The organism is Leclercia sp. AS011 (assembly GCF_037152535.1).
GTDB lineage: Bacteria > Pseudomonadota > Gammaproteobacteria > Enterobacterales > Enterobacteriaceae > Enterobacter.
This window is the reverse complement of sequence record NZ_JBBCMA010000001.1, coordinates 884542-899409: the sequence shown is the minus strand read 5'-3', so window position 1 is coordinate 899409 and position 14868 is coordinate 884542. Positions and strand designations below refer to the sequence as shown.

At 59.0% G+C, this 14868-nt stretch carries 15 protein-coding genes; 9 read left to right on the top strand and 6 right to left on the bottom strand.

Going from position 1 to position 14868, the window contains the following annotated elements:
- Positions 1-45: 45 nt before the first annotated feature.
- The 6 genes from WFO70_RS04195 to pspA all read right to left on the bottom strand — a co-directional run bounded on the left by WFO70_RS04195 (position 46) and on the right by pspA (position 4140).
- Positions 46-1095: a YcjF family protein gene (locus WFO70_RS04195; RefSeq protein ID WP_337014787.1), complete on the bottom strand. Its 1050-nt coding sequence runs from the start codon at positions 1093-1095 to the stop codon at positions 46-48.
- On the bottom strand, positions 1092-2489 hold the full coding sequence (locus tag WFO70_RS04190; protein WP_337014786.1) for a YcjX family protein: 1398 nt from the start codon (positions 2487-2489) through the stop codon (positions 1092-1094). Before WFO70_RS04190 ends, WFO70_RS04195 begins: the two co-directional genes overlap by 4 nt.
- 111 nt (positions 2490-2600) lie before the next feature.
- Positions 2601-2819 (bottom strand): phage shock protein PspD, encoded by a 219-nt coding sequence (gene pspD / locus WFO70_RS04185; protein WP_285125832.1) that lies wholly within the window; start codon positions 2817-2819, stop codon positions 2601-2603.
- A 14-nt stretch (positions 2820-2833) separates the two neighbouring features.
- On the bottom strand, positions 2834-3193 hold the full coding sequence (pspC, locus tag WFO70_RS04180) for an envelope stress response membrane protein PspC (protein WP_337014785.1): 360 nt from the start codon (positions 3191-3193) through the stop codon (positions 2834-2836).
- Positions 3193-3417, bottom strand: a complete 225-nt coding sequence (pspB, locus tag WFO70_RS04175) for an envelope stress response membrane protein PspB (RefSeq protein WP_337014784.1) — start codon at positions 3415-3417, stop codon at positions 3193-3195. Before pspB ends, pspC begins: the two co-directional genes overlap by 1 nt.
- A 54-nt stretch (positions 3418-3471) precedes the next feature.
- Complete coding sequence (gene pspA / locus WFO70_RS04170; protein ID WP_337014783.1) at positions 3472-4140, bottom strand: phage shock protein PspA; 669 nt, start codon at positions 4138-4140, stop codon at positions 3472-3474.
- 151 nt (positions 4141-4291) lie between these two features.
- Between pspA and pspF the strand changes: the two genes are divergently transcribed.
- The 9 genes from pspF (at position 4292) to WFO70_RS04125 (ending at position 14758) form a co-directional block, all read left to right on the top strand.
- On the top strand, positions 4292-5284 hold the full coding sequence (pspF, locus tag WFO70_RS04165) for a phage shock protein operon transcriptional activator (protein ID WP_337014782.1): 993 nt from the start codon (positions 4292-4294) through the stop codon (positions 5282-5284).
- 88 nt (positions 5285-5372) lie between these two features.
- Positions 5373-7013: an ABC transporter substrate-binding protein SapA gene (sapA, locus tag WFO70_RS04160; RefSeq protein WP_337014781.1), complete on the top strand. Its 1641-nt coding sequence runs from the start codon at positions 5373-5375 to the stop codon at positions 7011-7013.
- On the top strand, positions 7010-7975 hold the full coding sequence (gene sapB, locus WFO70_RS04155) for a putrescine export ABC transporter permease SapB (RefSeq protein WP_337014780.1): 966 nt from the start codon (positions 7010-7012) through the stop codon (positions 7973-7975). Before sapA ends, sapB begins: the two co-directional genes overlap by 4 nt.
- Positions 7962-8852 carry a putrescine export ABC transporter permease SapC gene (gene sapC / locus WFO70_RS04150; RefSeq protein WP_337014779.1) on the top strand — a complete coding sequence of 297 codons (891 nt, stop codon included), beginning with the start codon at positions 7962-7964 and terminating at the stop codon, positions 8850-8852. Before sapB ends, sapC begins: the two co-directional genes overlap by 14 nt.
- Positions 8852-9844, top strand: coding sequence for a putrescine export ABC transporter ATP-binding protein SapD (gene sapD, locus WFO70_RS04145; RefSeq protein WP_333849329.1), 993 nt, complete (start codon positions 8852-8854; stop codon positions 9842-9844). The genes sapC and sapD overlap by 1 nt, the downstream gene beginning before the upstream one ends.
- A gap of 1 nt (position 9845) precedes the next feature.
- Entirely contained in the window at positions 9846-10652 is an 807-nt protein-coding gene (gene sapF, locus WFO70_RS04140; protein WP_333849328.1) for a putrescine export ABC transporter ATP-binding protein SapF, read from the top strand.
- Positions 10653-10774: 122 nt separating this feature from the next.
- Positions 10775-11563 (top strand): enoyl-ACP reductase FabI, encoded by a 789-nt coding sequence (gene fabI / locus WFO70_RS04135; RefSeq protein WP_337014778.1) that lies wholly within the window; start codon positions 10775-10777, stop codon positions 11561-11563.
- A 161-nt stretch (positions 11564-11724) separates the two neighbouring features.
- A complete protein-coding gene (locus WFO70_RS04130; RefSeq protein WP_337014777.1) occupies positions 11725-12732 on the top strand; it encodes a CMD domain-containing protein in 1008 nt (335 codons plus the stop codon).
- An 88-nt stretch (positions 12733-12820) separates the two neighbouring features.
- Positions 12821-14758 (top strand): exoribonuclease II, encoded by a 1938-nt coding sequence (locus tag WFO70_RS04125; protein ID WP_337014776.1) that lies wholly within the window; start codon positions 12821-12823, stop codon positions 14756-14758.
- Positions 14759-14868: the final 110 nt, after the last annotated feature.

Genomic DNA, 14868 nt, shown 5'->3' with positions numbered 1-14868 from the left:
ACAGCCTGTGAAGCGAGTGGCGGAATTATGTGCGAGGCAAAATAGCTACTGCGGTTTTTTGTTGAGGGTTTCTTTTAGCTGGCCGATTAATTCACGACGGAAATCCCCCAGCCGCGGTTTATCGTCCGCTGTCCACGGCAGAGGACGGCACAGCTCCATGGCTTTGATCCCCAGTCGTGCGGTGAGCAGTCCGGCACCAATCCCCTGGGCTGCACGGGCCGAGAGCCGCGCGGCAAGATCCTGCGACATCCAGTCCATCCCCACTTCGCGCACCACCTCGCTGGCACCGGCGAAGGCCATGTTCAGCAGCACCAGGCGGAACAGACGCAGGCGGCTGTAATAGCCCAGCTCAATGCCGTAGAGGGTGGCGATGCGGTTGATCAGACGCAGATTGCGCCAGGCGATAAAGGCCATGTCCACCAGCGCCAGCGGGCTGACGGCGATCATCAGGGTCGATTCTGCCGCCGAGCGACTGATCTCCCGCCTCGCCTGGCTGTCCAGCACCGGCTGCACCAGATGGGCATACAGCGAGACCACCTCACGATCGTTCTGGGTTTCATGGATCGCGGCATACCAGCGCTGCAGCGCCGGGTGCGACTGATCGAGCCCGGCCTGTTTCGCCAGCTTTTCGCAAAACGCCCGCCCGTTGCCGGTACCGTGGCTTTGGAGCAGATCCCGGGCTTCGTCACGCTCGTGCGCGCGCTGGCGCAGTCGCCATAAGCGACGCCATTCGGTGGCGATGGAGCCCACGCCCGCCCCGACAATCAGGGCCCCGGCCGCGCAGCCGCCCAGCGCCACCCAGTCCTGGGTTTGCCAGGCATTGATCGCCCACTGCGCGCCTTGCCCCACTACCGTGACGCCGGTCAGCAGCAGCCCGGCGCTGACCATTTTGCGCCACAGGCTGCGTTTAGGGCGCAGGGCGGCCTCAACCACCGCTTCGGCCTGCCCCTCTTCGGCGGGGAGCATGTCGGTGACCACCGGGGAAAACTGCCCGGCCTGAGTTGAATCAAAAGTCTGAGCCGCCTTAAAGGCCTCATGCTGCTCCTGCTCCAGCGTACCGCTAAAATCCATGCGCGGTTTTAAGGGTTCAGTCATCGCAATTTATCTCCAATTAAAAACTCCAGCGCGGCGTCGAGGCGTATATGCGGCAGCGGCTGGTCAACATTCATTGTCTGCGGACGGAAGGCTTCGAACTGGAAACCCTGTTTTTCCCAGAATGCCTGACCGGGCAGCCGGGCGGGGACTTCGCCGGGATAGACCGTCAGCGGGGCACCATCGCTCAGACGGTGGCCGCGCAGCGCCGGGATCTTATCCCCGTTGACGTCAATCAGCCCGCTCTGGGTGGCCTGCACCGAGGCCAGCCCCAGACAGTCCATGCTGATGCCCTCAAAGGCCGCGTTCTGCCAGGCATCCTGCACCAGCTGTTGCAGGAGCGACACCATATTGGCGTGTTGATCCACCGTGACGTGATCCGCCTTGGTGGCGGCAAACAGCAGTTTGTCGATCACCGGGGAGAACAGGCGACGGAACAGCGTGCGCTGCCCGTAGTGGAAGCTCTGCATCAGCTGAGTAAGCGCGAGACGCATGTCGTTAAAGGCCTGCGGCCCGCTGTTGAGCGGCTGCAGGCAATCCACCAGCACAATCTGGCGATCGAAGCGTAAAAAGTGGTTGGTGTAGAACCCCTTGACCACTTTTTCGCAGTAGTAGTTGAAACGCTCGCGCAGCATCCCGGCGTTGGTGTGTTTGTCCGCCTGAGCCAGCTTCGATTCGCCAAAAGCATCCACGTCCGGCCAGGGGAAAAATTGCAGCGCCGGGGCCCCCGCCATATCCCCCGGGAGCACAAAGCGGCCAGGCTGAATAAAGTGGAGTCCCTCTTTTTTGCATTGATGCAGGTAATCAGTCCAGGCTTCCGAGATGGCCGCTAGCCGGTTTTCGTCGGCGGGGGCCAGCGGATCCAGCCCTTCACACAGCGCGCGCCAGCGGGCAGACCACTCAGCGCGTTGCCCCTGCAGCAGGCCGGTCATCTGCCGGGACCAGGTCAGGTAATCCTGCGTCAGCATTGGCAGATCGAGCAGCCATTCGCCGGGATAATCGACGATCTCCAGATAGAGGGTGGAGGTCTCTTTAAAGTGACGCAGCAGCGAATCGTTAGAACGATAGCGCAGCGCCAGGCGGATCTCGCTCACCCCACGGGTCGGCGTCGGCCAGGTGGGCGGGGAGCCATACAGCTGGGCCAGCCCTTCGTCGTAGGTAAAACGGGGAATGCCAAAATCGCGCTGGGGCACGCGCTTCACGCCGAGCAGACGCTCTTCGCGCACGGCGCTCAGCAGGGGTAAACGCGCCCCGGCATGCAGGTTAAGCAGTTGATTGACCATCGCCGTGATAAAGGCGGTTTTGCCGCTGCGGCTCAGTCCGGTGACCGCCAGGCGCAAATGACGGTCAACCCCACGGTTAACCAGAGAATTGAGTTCGTTTTTAAATCGCTTCATCGCCATCCTGTTCTGCCTGAAGGAATTATTATTCTGAGAAATATGACATGGGGACAAGGAGAAGGGAATAAAAGCGCCGCGACGGCACGTTCAGCGCTGTGCCGTTGCGGTCTATTTCAGTTTACCGGAGAGCCGGTTAGCGAGCTTTTTCAGCATCGGCTCCAGCGCCACCGCCAGCAGCATCCGGACCGGCTTACGCGCAACGGATTTGATCGCCCAGCCCGCCACGCCTGCCGGGCCGTAACGCAGTGCGGTGAGTAACACCAGCTTCCCTGCGAATTTCAGGCCCGGCTTAACCTGCTGCCCGGCCTGTTGCCAGCGTTGATTCATATCAGATCTCTCTATTAAAGCTGACGAAAACGGCTTCGCAGCGAGAAGGTATCAGAGGTGACATACCGCTCCATCTCACGCAGACGTTGCTCGCCTGCTGACAGTTGGGCATCCACCGCGTCCAGCAGTTCGCTGCTGGTCGGAGCATTTTCATCCCCCATCGCGCTGTCCGGCATTGGGTCCAGCACGAAGGATAAAATGATATAGGCTACGAGGGTAATAAAGGCCAGGCCAAAGAAAATGGAGAGCACCGTCACCACGCGCACCAGCTTAACCGGCACGTCGAGGTAGTGCGCCAGCCCGGCACAGACGCCACGCACCATCCCCTGCTGGGGGATACGCCACAATTTTTTATTCAGGTTCAGTTTGGCCATTAACGCTCCCTCCAGTTCGGGTGTTCTGCATCCAGGATCGCTTCCAGCGCCTGAATACGTTCACGCATTTTGTTCGCGTCCTGGGTTAACTGCGCCAGACGCTGCTGTTCGCTTTGGGACAACTCCCCCCGGGAATAACGGTTGCTGTAATGCAGCCACAGCCAGATCGGCAATACGAACAGCACGAAAATGGTCAGCGGAATGGCAAGAAAAAGCGCGCTCATGTCTACTCCTTGTCTTACGATGAGTGGCGGCGCCAGCCGACGCCGCAGGTATTATTATTGATTGTCTTGTTTCATTCTGGCTTTCAGCGCGGCCAGTTGCTCGCTGATTTCATCATCCGCTTTCAGATCGGCAAACTGCTGATCCAGCGTCTTCTGTTTGCCAAAGCTGTGGCTTTCGGCTTCCGCTTCCATCTGATCGATCCGGCGCTCAAAGGATTCGAAACGGGCCATGGCCTCGTCAATCTTGCCGCTGTCGAGCTGACGGCGCACGTCGCGGGAAGAGTTAGCCGCCTGATGACGCAGGGTCAGGGCTTGCTGACGGGCGCGGGTTTCGCTCAGTTTGTTCTCGAGCTCCGCGATCTCTTTCTTCATGCGGGCCAGAGTTTCATCCACCAGCGTAACTTCCTGCTCCAGGGTTGCCACGATGTCGGTCAGCTTCTGCTTTTCGATCAGCGCAGAGCGGGCCAGATCGTCTTTATCTTTACGCAGCGCCAGTTCGGCTTTTTCCTGCCATTCGTTCTGTTGAGCGGTAGCCTGTTCAATGCGGCGCGAGAGCTGCTTCTTCTCCGCCAGCGCACGGGCAGAGGTGGAACGCACTTCGACCAGCGTATCTTCCATCTCCTGAATCATCAGACGTACCAGCTTCTGCGGGTCTTCTGCTTTCTCCAGCAGCGAGTTGATGTTGGCGTTCACGATGTCGGCAAAACGAGAAAAAATACCCATAATTGAATCCTCACATTTCTGTTATCGGGCTAAGCCCTGCTGTTTAGCTAATACAAATCCCGTGCCAGGTTTTTATCTTATTGATTTTACGTAAGGTGATTGCTTTTTCGCCCGTTACACCCTACTCTCGCTTAGTGAATCACACCAATAAATGGTTAATTTCATCATGGCTGAATTTAAAGATACATTACTCGGGGAAGCTAATAGCTTTCTCGAGGTACTGGAGCAGGTTTCACGCCTGGCACCGCTGAATAAACCGGTGCTGATCATCGGCGAGCGCGGCACCGGGAAAGAGCTGATTGCCAACCGCCTGCACTATTTATCTGGCCGCTGGGATGGGCCTTTTATCTCCCTGAACTGCGCGGCACTGAACGAGAATCTGCTTGATACCGAACTTTTCGGCCATGAGGCGGGGGCCTTTACCGGCGCACAGCGGCGTCACCCCGGGCGCTTCGAGCGCGCCGACGGCGGGACGCTGTTCCTCGACGAGCTGGCCACCGCCCCGATGCTGGTGCAGGAAAAACTGCTGCGCGTCATTGAGTATGGCGAGCTGGAACGCGTGGGGGGCAGTCAGCCGCTACAGGTGAATGTGCGGCTGGTGTGCGCCACCAATGCCAATCTGCCGGAGATGGTCGAGCAGGAGCGGTTTCGCGCCGACCTGCTGGATCGGCTGGCGTTTGACGTTGTCAACCTGCCGCCGCTGCGCGAGCGGCGCAGCGATATCATGCTGCTGGCGGAGCAGTTTGCCATCCAGATGTGCCGCGAGCTGGGCCTGCCGCTGTTCCCTGGCTTCAGCCCGCGCGCCCGCGAAACGCTGCTCGACTACCGCTGGCCGGGCAATATTCGTGAGCTGAAAAACGTGGTGGAGCGTTCCGTCTATCGCCACGGCAGCAGCGAGACCGAGCTGGATGAGATTGTAATCGATCCCTTTAATCGTCCCACCCACTCGCCCGTGGAGAAGCCCCGCGCCGCAGCTTCGCCTGCCCTGCCGCTGGATTTGCGCCAGTTCCAGCATGAGCAGGAAAAGCAGCTGCTGGAGCAGAGTCTGCGGGAGGCGAAATTTAATCAGAAACGCGCGGCTGAGCTGCTGGGGCTGACCTACCATCAGTTAAGGGCATTGCTCAAAAAGCATCAAATGCGCTGACAATATCAGCACTTATCCGCAGACATTTTTACGAAGCAGGTGTAAGTGCGATACACTTTGCAGATCGTCACTAAAAACCTTAAAAATTATGCGTCTGGTTTTCTCGTCCCTGATTGCGCTCGGTCTGTTAAGTAGCCAGGCTTTTGCTGCGCCCACGCCTGCAGATCGCGCCGATATTCGCGACAGCGGCTTTGTCTACTGCGTCAGTGGGCAGGTCAACACCTTCAACCCGCAAAAAGCGAGCAGCGGCCTGATCGTCGATACCCTCGCCGCACAGCTGTATGACCGTCTGCTGGATGTCGACCCCTACACGTACCGCCTGGTGCCGGAGCTGGCCGAGAGCTGGGAAGTCCTGGACAACGGTGCCACCTACCGTTTCCGTCTGCGCGACGATGTGAACTTCCAGACCACGCCGTGGTTTAAACCTACCCGCAAACTCAATGCGGACGATGTGGTCTTCACCTTCCAGCGTATTTTTAACCGCGACCATGCGTGGCACTACGTTAACGGCGGCAGCTTCCCCTACTTCGACAGTCTGCAGTTTGCCGATACGGTAAAAAACGTACGCAAGCTGGACAACCGCACGGTGGAGTTTACCCTCGCCCGTCCGGATGCCTCCTTCCTGTGGCATCTGGCGACGCACTACGCCTCGGTGATGTCCTCCGAATATGCCACCCAGTTGACCCTGCAGGATAAGCAGGAGCTGATGGATCGACAGCCGGTAGGTACCGGCCCCTTCCAGATGGCAGAGTATCGCGCCGGGCAGTATGTGCGCCTGCAGCGTCATGAAAAATTCTGGCGCGGCAAGCCGCTGATGCCGCAGGTGGTGGTGGATTTAGGCTCCGGCGGCACAGGTCGTTTGTCGAAGCTGCTCACCGGCGAGTGCGATGTGCTGGCCTGGCCCGCCGCCAGCCAGCTGACCATCCTGCGCGACGATCCGCGCCTGCGCCTGACCCTGCGTCCGGGGATGAACATCGCCTACCTGGCGTTTAACACCAATAAGCCGCCGCTGAACAACCCGGCGGTGCGTCACGCTCTGGCGCTGGCGATCAATAACCAGCGTCTGATGCAGTCCATCTATTACGGTACCGCAGAAACCGCCGCCTCCATCCTGCCCCGCGCCTCGTGGGCTTACGATAGCGAGGCTAAAATTACCGAATACAATCCGGATAAATCACGGGAGCAGCTCAAGGCGCTGGGGGCGGAGAACCTTACCCTGCAGCTGTGGGTGCCCACCAGCTCCCAGGCCTGGAACCCGAGTCCGCTGAAGACCGCCGAGCTATTGCAGGCCGACCTCGCGCAGGTGGGGGTCAAGGTGGTGATCATCCCGGTAGAAGGCCGTTTTCAGGAGGCGCGCCTGATGGACATGAATCATGATTTAACGCTTGCAGGCTGGGCAACCGACAGTAACGACCCGGACAGTTTCTTCCGGCCGCTGCTGAGCTGCGCGGCGATCGACTCCCAGACCAACTACGCCCACTGGTGCCACCGCGAGTTTGACGACATTTTGCGTAAAGCGCTGTCGACGCAGCAGCTAGCGGCGCGCATTGATGCCTATGACGAAGCGCAGGTTATTCTGGCCAAAGAGCTGCCGGTGCTGCCGCTGGCCTCCTCCCTGCGTCTGCAGGCCTACCGTTACGACATTAAAGGCCTGGTGCTCAGCCCGTTTGGTAACGCGTCCTTTGCCGGCGTCTCCCGCGAGCCGCAAGAAGAGGTGAAAAAACCATGATTATTTTTACCTTACGTCGGCTGCTGTTGCTGCTGATCACCCTCTTCTTTCTGACCTTTGTCGGCTTCAGTCTGAGCTATTTCACGCCCCATGCGCCGCTGCAGGGCGCCTCTCTGTGGAATGCCTGGTGGTTCTGGTTTGAAGGCGTGCTGCACTGGGACTTTGGCGTCTCGAGCATTAACGGCCAGCCCATCGCCGAGCAGCTGAAGGAGGTGTTCCCCGCCACCATGGAGCTGTGCATCCTGGCGTTCGGCTTTGCATTGGTCGTGGGGATCCCGGTAGGGATGCTCGCCGGGATCACCCGCAACAAGTGGCAGGATAAGCTCATCAGCGCCCTCGCCCTGCTTGGCTTTTCGGTGCCGGTATTCTGGCTGGCGCTGCTGCTGACGCTCTTTTTCTCGCTGACGCTTGGCTGGCTGCCGGTATCCGGACGCTTCGACCTGCTGTATGCGGTAAAGACGGTCACCGGTTTCGCGATTATTGACGCCTGGCTCTCAGATTCGGTCTGGCGCCATGAGATGATTATCAGCGCCGTGCGCCACATGGTGTTGCCGGTGCTGGCGCTGGCCGTTGCGCCGACCACCGAAGTGATCCGCCTGATGCGCATCAGCACCATCGAGGTGTTCGATCAGAACTATGTCAAAGCCGCCGCCACGCGCGGGCTGTCGCGGCTGACGATTTTACGTCGCCACGTCCTGCATAATGCCCTGCCGCCGGTGATCCCGCGTCTTGGCCTGCAGTTCTCCACCATGCTGACCCTGGCGATGATCACCGAGATGGTCTTTAGCTGGCCGGGGCTGGGGCGCTGGCTGATCAACGCCATCCGCCAGCAGGACTACGCCGCCATCTCCGCTGGGGTGATGGTCATTGGCGCGCTGGTGATTATTGTGAACGTGATATCAGATATTTTGGGCGCTATGGCTAACCCGCTGAAACATAAGGAATGGTATGCCTTACGATAGCGTATACAGTGAAAAGCGCACACCCGGGGCATTGCGCACCGCGTGGCGTAATTTCTATGGTGACACCACGGCGATGATCGGCCTGTATGGCTGCGGCGGCCTGGTGCTGCTGTGCCTGCTGGGCTCCTGGTTTGCCCCTTACGGCATCGACCAGCAGTTCCTCGGCTATCAGCTGTTACCGCCCTCCTGGTCGCGTTACGGCGAAGTCTCCTTCTTCCTCGGCACCGATGACCTCGGGCGCGATGTCCTGAGCCGCCTGCTGAGCGGCGCAGCCCCCACGGTAGGCGGTGCCTTTATTGTCACCCTGGCGGCGACGCTGTGCGGTCTGTTGCTGGGCATTGTCGCCGGGTCAACCCACGGCCTGCGTTCGGCGGTGACAAACCATATTCTCGATACCCTGCTGTCGATCCCGTCGCTGCTGCTGGCCATCATCGTGGTGGCCTTCTCCGGGCCGCACCTGATCCACGCCATGTTCGCGGTATGGCTGGCGCTGCTGCCGCGCATGGTGCGCTCGGTTTATAGCCTGGTTCACGATGAGCTGGAAAAAGAGTACGTGGTCGCCGCCCGTCTGGATGGTGCCACCACCTTAAATATTCTGTGGTTCGCGGTGCTGCCCAATATCGCCTCCGGGATGGTCACCGAGATCACCCGCGCCCTGTCGATGGCGATCCTCGATATTGCCGCCCTCGGGTTTCTCGATCTGGGCGCGCAGCTTCCTTCCCCGGAGTGGGGAGCAATGCTGGGCGACGCGCTGGAGCTGATCTACGTGGCGCCCTGGACGGTAATGCTGCCGGGGGCGGCGATCATGATCAGCGTGCTGCTGGTTAACCTGCTTGGCGACGGCATTCGTCGCGCCATTGTGGCGGGGGTGGAATAATGCCGTTACTGGATATTCGCAATCTGACGATTGAATTTAAAACCGGCGAAGGCTGGGTGAAAGCGGTGGACCGGGTCAGCATCACCCTGAGCGAAGGCGAGATCCGCGGCCTGGTGGGCGAGTCGGGCTCGGGCAAGAGCTTAATCGCCAAAGCCATTTGCGGCGTGGCAAAAGATAACTGGCGCGTCACCGCCGACCGCATGCGCTTTGATGATATCGACCTGCTGCGCCTCTCGGTCCGCGAGCGACGCAAGCTGGTGGGCCACAACGTGTCGATGATTTTTCAGGAGCCGCAGTCCTGTCTCGATCCGTCAGAACGGGTCGGCAAACAGCTGATGCAGAACATCCCCGCCTGGACCTATAAAGGTCGCTGGTGGCAGCGTTTTGGCTGGCGTAAACGTCGCGCCATCGAGCTGCTGCACCGGGTGGGGATCAAGGATCATAAAGACGCCATGCGCAGCTTCCCCTACGAGCTGACCGACGGCGAGTGCCAGAAAGTGATGATCGCCATTGCGCTCGCCAACCAGCCGCGCCTGCTGATTGCCGACGAACCGACCAACGCAATGGAGCCCACCACCCAGGCGCAAATTTTCCGCCTGCTCACGCGCCTTAATCAGAACAACAACACCACCATTTTGCTGATCAGCCATGACCTGCAGATGCTGAGCAAGTGGGCGGATAAGATCGATGTGATGTACTGCGGTCAGACCGTCGAAACCGCCGGTAGCGAGGAGCTGGTGACCATGCCGCATCACCCCTATACCCAGGCGCTGATCCGTGCGATCCCCGATTTTGGCAGCTCCATGCCGCATAAAAGCCGTCTTAACACCCTGCCGGGGGCGATCCCGCTGCTGGAGCAGTTACCGATCGGCTGCCGCCTGGGGCCGCGCTGCCCCTATGCGCAGCGGAAATGTATCGAAACCCCGCGCCTTGCCGGCCCGAGAAACCATCTGTTTGCCTGCCATTTCCCGCTGAACATGGAGAAAGAGTGACATGGTCGAAACCTTGCTGGAAGTGCGCAACCTGAGTAAGACCTTTCGCTATCGCACCGGTCTGTTCCATCGCCAGACCGTCGAAGCGGTAAAGCCGCTGAGCTTTACCCTGCGGGAAAAGCAGACCCTGGCGATCATCGGTGAAAACGGCTCCGGGAAATCGACGCTGGCGAAAATGCTGGCGGGGATGATCGAACCCTCCGATGGCGAAGTCTTGATTGACGACCATCTGCTGAAATTTGGCGACTATTCGTTCCGCAGTCAGCGGATCCGCATGATTTTTCAGGATCCCTCGACCTCGCTGAACCCGCGCCAGCGTATCTCACAGATCCTCGATTTCCCGCTGCGTCTGAATACCGATCTCGAGTTTGAAGCGCGACGTAAGCAGATCATTGAAACCCTGCGGATGGTCGGGCTGCTGCCGGATCACGTCAGCTATTATCCGCACATGCTGGCCCCCGGGCAAAAACAGCGTCTCGGCCTTGCCCGCGCCCTGATCCTGCGACCAAAAGTGATTATCGCTGACGAAGCGCTGGCCTCGCTGGATATGTCGATGCGTTCACAGTTAATCAACCTGATGCTGGAGTTGCAGGAGAAACAGGGTATCTCGTATATCTACGTGACCCAGCATCTGGGGATGATGAAGCACATCAGCGATCAGGTGATGGTGATGCATGAAGGCTCGGTGGTAGAGCGCGGCAGTACCGCGTCGGTGCTGGCCTCGCCGCTGCACGATCTGACCAAACGCTTAATCGCCGGCCATTTTGGCGAAGCCTTAACCGCCGATGCATGGCGCAAAGATCGCTGACCTGCCCTACACAGAGTGGTCGGATTGCACCCTACGCGACACATGCTATTATCGCCGCGATTTAACGACGGTTGTCCGCGCAGGTGACGACCGCCACAACAATGAATAAAAGGATTAGAGCTATGGGTTTTCTTTCCGGTAAGCACATTCTGGTGACTGGCGTTGCCAGCAAATTGTCTATCGCCTACGGTATCGCACAGGCGATGCATCGCGAAGGCGCTGAGCTGGCATTCACCTACCAGAATGACAAGCTGAAAGGCCGTGTAGAAGAGTTTGCCGCGCAACTGGGTTCCAGCATTGTTCTGGAATGCGACGTTGCGCAAGATGAAAGCATCGATGGCATGTTCGCTGAGCTGGCAAAAACCTGGCCGAAATTTGACGGTTTCGTTCACTCAATCGGTTTTGCTCCGGGCGATCAGCTGGATGGCGACTACGTGAATGCGGTCACCCGTGAAGGCTTCAAAATTGCTCACGACATCAGCTCCTATAGCTTCGTGGCGATGGCAAAAGCCTGCCGCAGCATGCTGAACCCGGGCTCCGCCCTGCTGACCCTCTCTTATCTGGGTGCTGAGCGCGCCATCCCGAACTACAACGTGATGGGTCTGGCGAAAGCCTCTCTGGAAGCTAACGTGCGCTACATGGCGAACGCGATGGGTCCGGAAGGCGTGCGCGTAAATGGGATCTCTGCGGGTCCAATCCGTACCCTGGCCGCGTCCGGCATCAAAGACTTCCGTAAAATGCTGGCGCATTGCGAAGCGGTTACTCCAATCCGTCGTACCGTCACCATCGAAGACGTGGGTAACTCTGCGGCCTTCCTCTGCTCTGACCTCTCTGCGGGCATCTCCGGCGAAGTGGTTCACGTTGACGGCGGTTTCAACATCGCTGCAATGAACGAGCTGGAAATCAAATAAGTTCGTTACCTTCCCGCTGCGGCGGGAAGGTTTGCCTGCCGTTCCGTCCCGTTTTTGCCCTCGTTATTCCGTTCCGCTATTTGTTATCACCTAACAATATTTTTCCGCTTATCCGCCTTACGCCAGGATATTGATCGCCATTTTGAGATCAAGGAAAGCACATGGAACAACGCCGTATTTCTGGCAAAGGCCACTGGTATCATGAGACCCAGTCCAGTAGCAGCCCGACGGAAGTCCTGCCTTTGGTTCCCGAAGCCGCACAGGTTGCGGATCGTTTTTTGCTGAACCTCACTTTACCGGCATCGCTGCTGGCGGCCTGTGAGCGCTGGTTAACCCCCGCCCGGGCGCTGTGTGACCTCTTTTTCCCGCGCGCCGTACCGGTAAATCGCCTGCGCACGCTGAGCGCGTATGACCGTTTCAGCACCGCCCTGACGGTCGCCCAGGTGTGTGGCGTGCAGCGTCTGTGTAATCACTACGCTGCCCTTCTCGCCCCGCTCCCCGGTCCTGACTCCTCCCGGGAAAGTAATCGCCGCCTCGCCCAGATCACCCAGTATGCCCGCCAGCTTGCCAGTTCACCCGACGTCATCGACAGCAAGGCGCAGCAGGAGCTCGATGAGGTCGGCCTGACCGTGTATGACATCGTGACCATTAACCAGATTATCGGCTTTGTCGGTTTTCAGGCGCGGGTGGTGGCCGTGTTCCAGGCCCTGCTCGGACACCCTGTTCGCTGGCTGCCCGGCCACCACATCCCACCGCACGCCCTGATTGACGATAACGCGCTGAACATGGACACCTGGGAAGCTGCAGTGCCGGGCGTTGAGCAACGGAACGCCAGCGCGCAACAGCTGGCCTCGCTTGAGCGCTGGCAGGCCGAGCCGCTATTGCAGCAGCTCACACCGGTGCTGTGCCATGAGCCGGCGATCCTCGATTACACCGGTGAAATCCTGGTCAGCGGGCTCCATGCTGCGCAGCCAGCCGATGCGCCGGATGAGGCGGTGAGACGCGCCGTAGAGCAGCTGGCACGCTCCCCGGATCGGTTCAGCGCCGCGCAGTTTACCCCGCTGACGGAGGAGGGTCTTCCCACGGATCAGGCTATCAACCTGCTGACCTGGAGCGCTTTTTGCGGCTGGTTGACCCGTCTCAAAATTGCCATCGGCAAAGGCGAATAACCCTACTCATTACCTAAAGAGCGCTTGCTGTAGCAGTGAGATTCGCGTAAAACTGTCAGCCGCTCAATGGCTACGAAAATAGATCACTATGCTCCAGGACAACCCGCTGCTAGCGCAGCTTAAACAGCAACTGCATTCCCAGACGCCACGTGCTGAAGGGGTCGTAAAAGCCACGGAAAAAGGCTTTGGCTTCCTTGAAGTCGATGCACAGAAAAGTTACTTCATTCCGCCACCGCAGATGAAGAAAGTGATGCACGGCGATCGTATTACCGCCGTGATCCACAGCGAAAAGGATCGTGAATCTGCCGAGCCTGAAGCCTTGATCGAACCTTTCCTGACCCGCTTTGTGGGTAAGGTGCTGCGTAATAAAGATGACCGTCTGTCCATCATCCCGGACCATCCCCTGCTGAAAGACGCCATCCCTTGCCGCGCCGAGCGCGGCGTTGCGCATGATTTTAAAGAAGGTGACTGGGCCGTGGCTGAAATGCGCCGTCACCCGCTGAAGGGCGACCGCGGTTTCTATGCCGAGCTGACCCAGTTTATTACCTTTGGCGACGACCACTTCGTGCCATGGTGGGTCACCCTGGCACGCCATAATCTGGAAAAAGAAGCTCCGGAAGGCGCGGCTGCTGAGATGCTGGACGAAGGTCTGGAGCGTCGCGATCTCACCGCCCTCAATTTTGTGACCATCGACAGCGCCAGCACCGAAGATATGGACGATGCGCTGTATGTGGAGGAGCAGGCTGACGGCAAGCTGCTGTTAACCGTGGCGATTGCCGATCCAACGGCCTGGATTGCTGAAGGCACCCCGCTGGACGAGTCTGCCAAAATCCGCGCTTTCACCAACTATCTGCCGGGCTTCAACATCCCGATGCTGCCGCGCGAACTGTCTGACAACCTGTGCTCGCTACGTGCCAATGAAGTGCGTCCGGTTCTCGCCTGCCGCATGACCATTGCCACCGATGGCACCATCGAAGAGAACATCGAATTCTTCGCTGCCACTATCGAATCGAAAGCCAAGCTGGTGTATGACGAGGTGTCTGACTGGCTGGAAAACAGCGGTAGCTGGCAGCCTGCAAACGACGCCATCGCCCAACAGATCCGTCTGTTGCAGCGCGTCTGTCTGAGCCGCAGCGAGTGGCGTAAGACCCACGCGCTGGTGTTCAAGGATCGCCCTGACTACCGCTTCATTCTCGGTGAAAAAGGCGAAGTGCTGGATATCGTTGCCGAACCGCGTCGTATTGCTAACCGCATTGTTGAAGAGTCGATGATTGCGGCGAACATCTGCGCGGCCCGCGTGCTGCGCGACAAACTCGGTTTCGGTATTTACAACGTGCACACCGGCTTCGACCCGGCCAACAGCGAAGCGCTGGCTGCCCTGCTGAAGACCCACGACGTGCACGTCGATCCGCAGGAAGTCCTGACCCTGAACGGCTTCTGCAAGCTGCGCCGTGAGCTGGATGCACAGCCGTCCGGTTTCCTCGACAGCCGCATTCGTCGTTTCCAGTCTTTCGCTGAGATCAGCACCGAACCGGGTCCGCACTTTGGTCTGGGTCTGGAAGCCTATGCAACCTGGACATCCCCGATCCGTAAGTATGGCGATATGGTTAACCACCGCCTGCTGAAAGCGATCGTCAAGGGTGAAACCATCGCCCGTCCGCAGGACGAGACCACCATGCAGATGGCGGAGCGTCGTCGTCTTAACCGCATGGCGGAGCGCGATGTGGGTGACTGGCTGTATGCCCGCTTCCTGAAAGACAAAGCCGGGACTGACACCCGTTTCGCGGCCGAGATCATCGATATCAGCCGTGGCGGGATGCGCGTTCGCCTGGTGGATAACGGCGCCGTGGCATTCATTCCGGCCCCGTTCCTGCACGCCGTGCGTGACGAACTGGTTTGCAGCCAGGAGAACGGCACCGTTCAGATCAAAGGCGAAGTGGCTTATAAGGTGACAGAAGTTATCGACGTCACTATCGCTGAAGTACGCATGGAAACACGCAGCGTTATTGCCCGCCCTGCCGTCTGATTGTCCCCTGCAATACACGTCGGATTCGCCCTCACGGGCGATCCGACTTTTTTATTACTGCTGAAACCTCCCACTCATTATTTTTCCTTACCTTTTCCTCCCACAAATGG

Coding starts and splice junctions, on each gene's coding strand:
- WFO70_RS04195 (WP_337014787.1), bottom strand. CDS start 1,095: ATGACTGAACCCTTAAAACCGCGCATGGATTTTAGCGGTACGCTGGAG.
- WFO70_RS04190 (WP_337014786.1), bottom strand. CDS start 2,489: ATGAAGCGATTTAAAAACGAACTCAATTCTCTGGTTAACCGTGGGGTT.
- pspD (WP_285125832.1), bottom strand. CDS start 2,819: ATGAATCAACGCTGGCAACAGGCCGGGCAGCAGGTTAAGCCGGGCCTG.
- pspC (WP_337014785.1), bottom strand. CDS start 3,193: ATGGCCAAACTGAACCTGAATAAAAAATTGTGGCGTATCCCCCAGCAG.
- pspB (WP_337014784.1), bottom strand. CDS start 3,417: ATGAGCGCGCTTTTTCTTGCCATTCCGCTGACCATTTTCGTGCTGTTC.
- pspA (WP_337014783.1), bottom strand. CDS start 4,140: ATGGGTATTTTTTCTCGTTTTGCCGACATCGTGAACGCCAACATCAAC.
- pspF (WP_337014782.1), top strand. CDS start 4,292: ATGGTTAATTTCATCATGGCTGAATTTAAAGATACATTACTCGGGGAA.
- sapA (WP_337014781.1), top strand. CDS start 5,373: ATGCGTCTGGTTTTCTCGTCCCTGATTGCGCTCGGTCTGTTAAGTAGC.
- sapB (WP_337014780.1), top strand. CDS start 7,010: ATGATTATTTTTACCTTACGTCGGCTGCTGTTGCTGCTGATCACCCTC.
- sapC (WP_337014779.1), top strand. CDS start 7,962: ATGCCTTACGATAGCGTATACAGTGAAAAGCGCACACCCGGGGCATTG.
- sapD (WP_333849329.1), top strand. CDS start 8,852: ATGCCGTTACTGGATATTCGCAATCTGACGATTGAATTTAAAACCGGC.
- sapF (WP_333849328.1), top strand. CDS start 9,846: ATGGTCGAAACCTTGCTGGAAGTGCGCAACCTGAGTAAGACCTTTCGC.
- fabI (WP_337014778.1), top strand. CDS start 10,775: ATGGGTTTTCTTTCCGGTAAGCACATTCTGGTGACTGGCGTTGCCAGC.
- WFO70_RS04130 (WP_337014777.1), top strand. CDS start 11,725: ATGGAACAACGCCGTATTTCTGGCAAAGGCCACTGGTATCATGAGACC.
- WFO70_RS04125 (WP_337014776.1), top strand. CDS start 12,821: ATGCTCCAGGACAACCCGCTGCTAGCGCAGCTTAAACAGCAACTGCAT.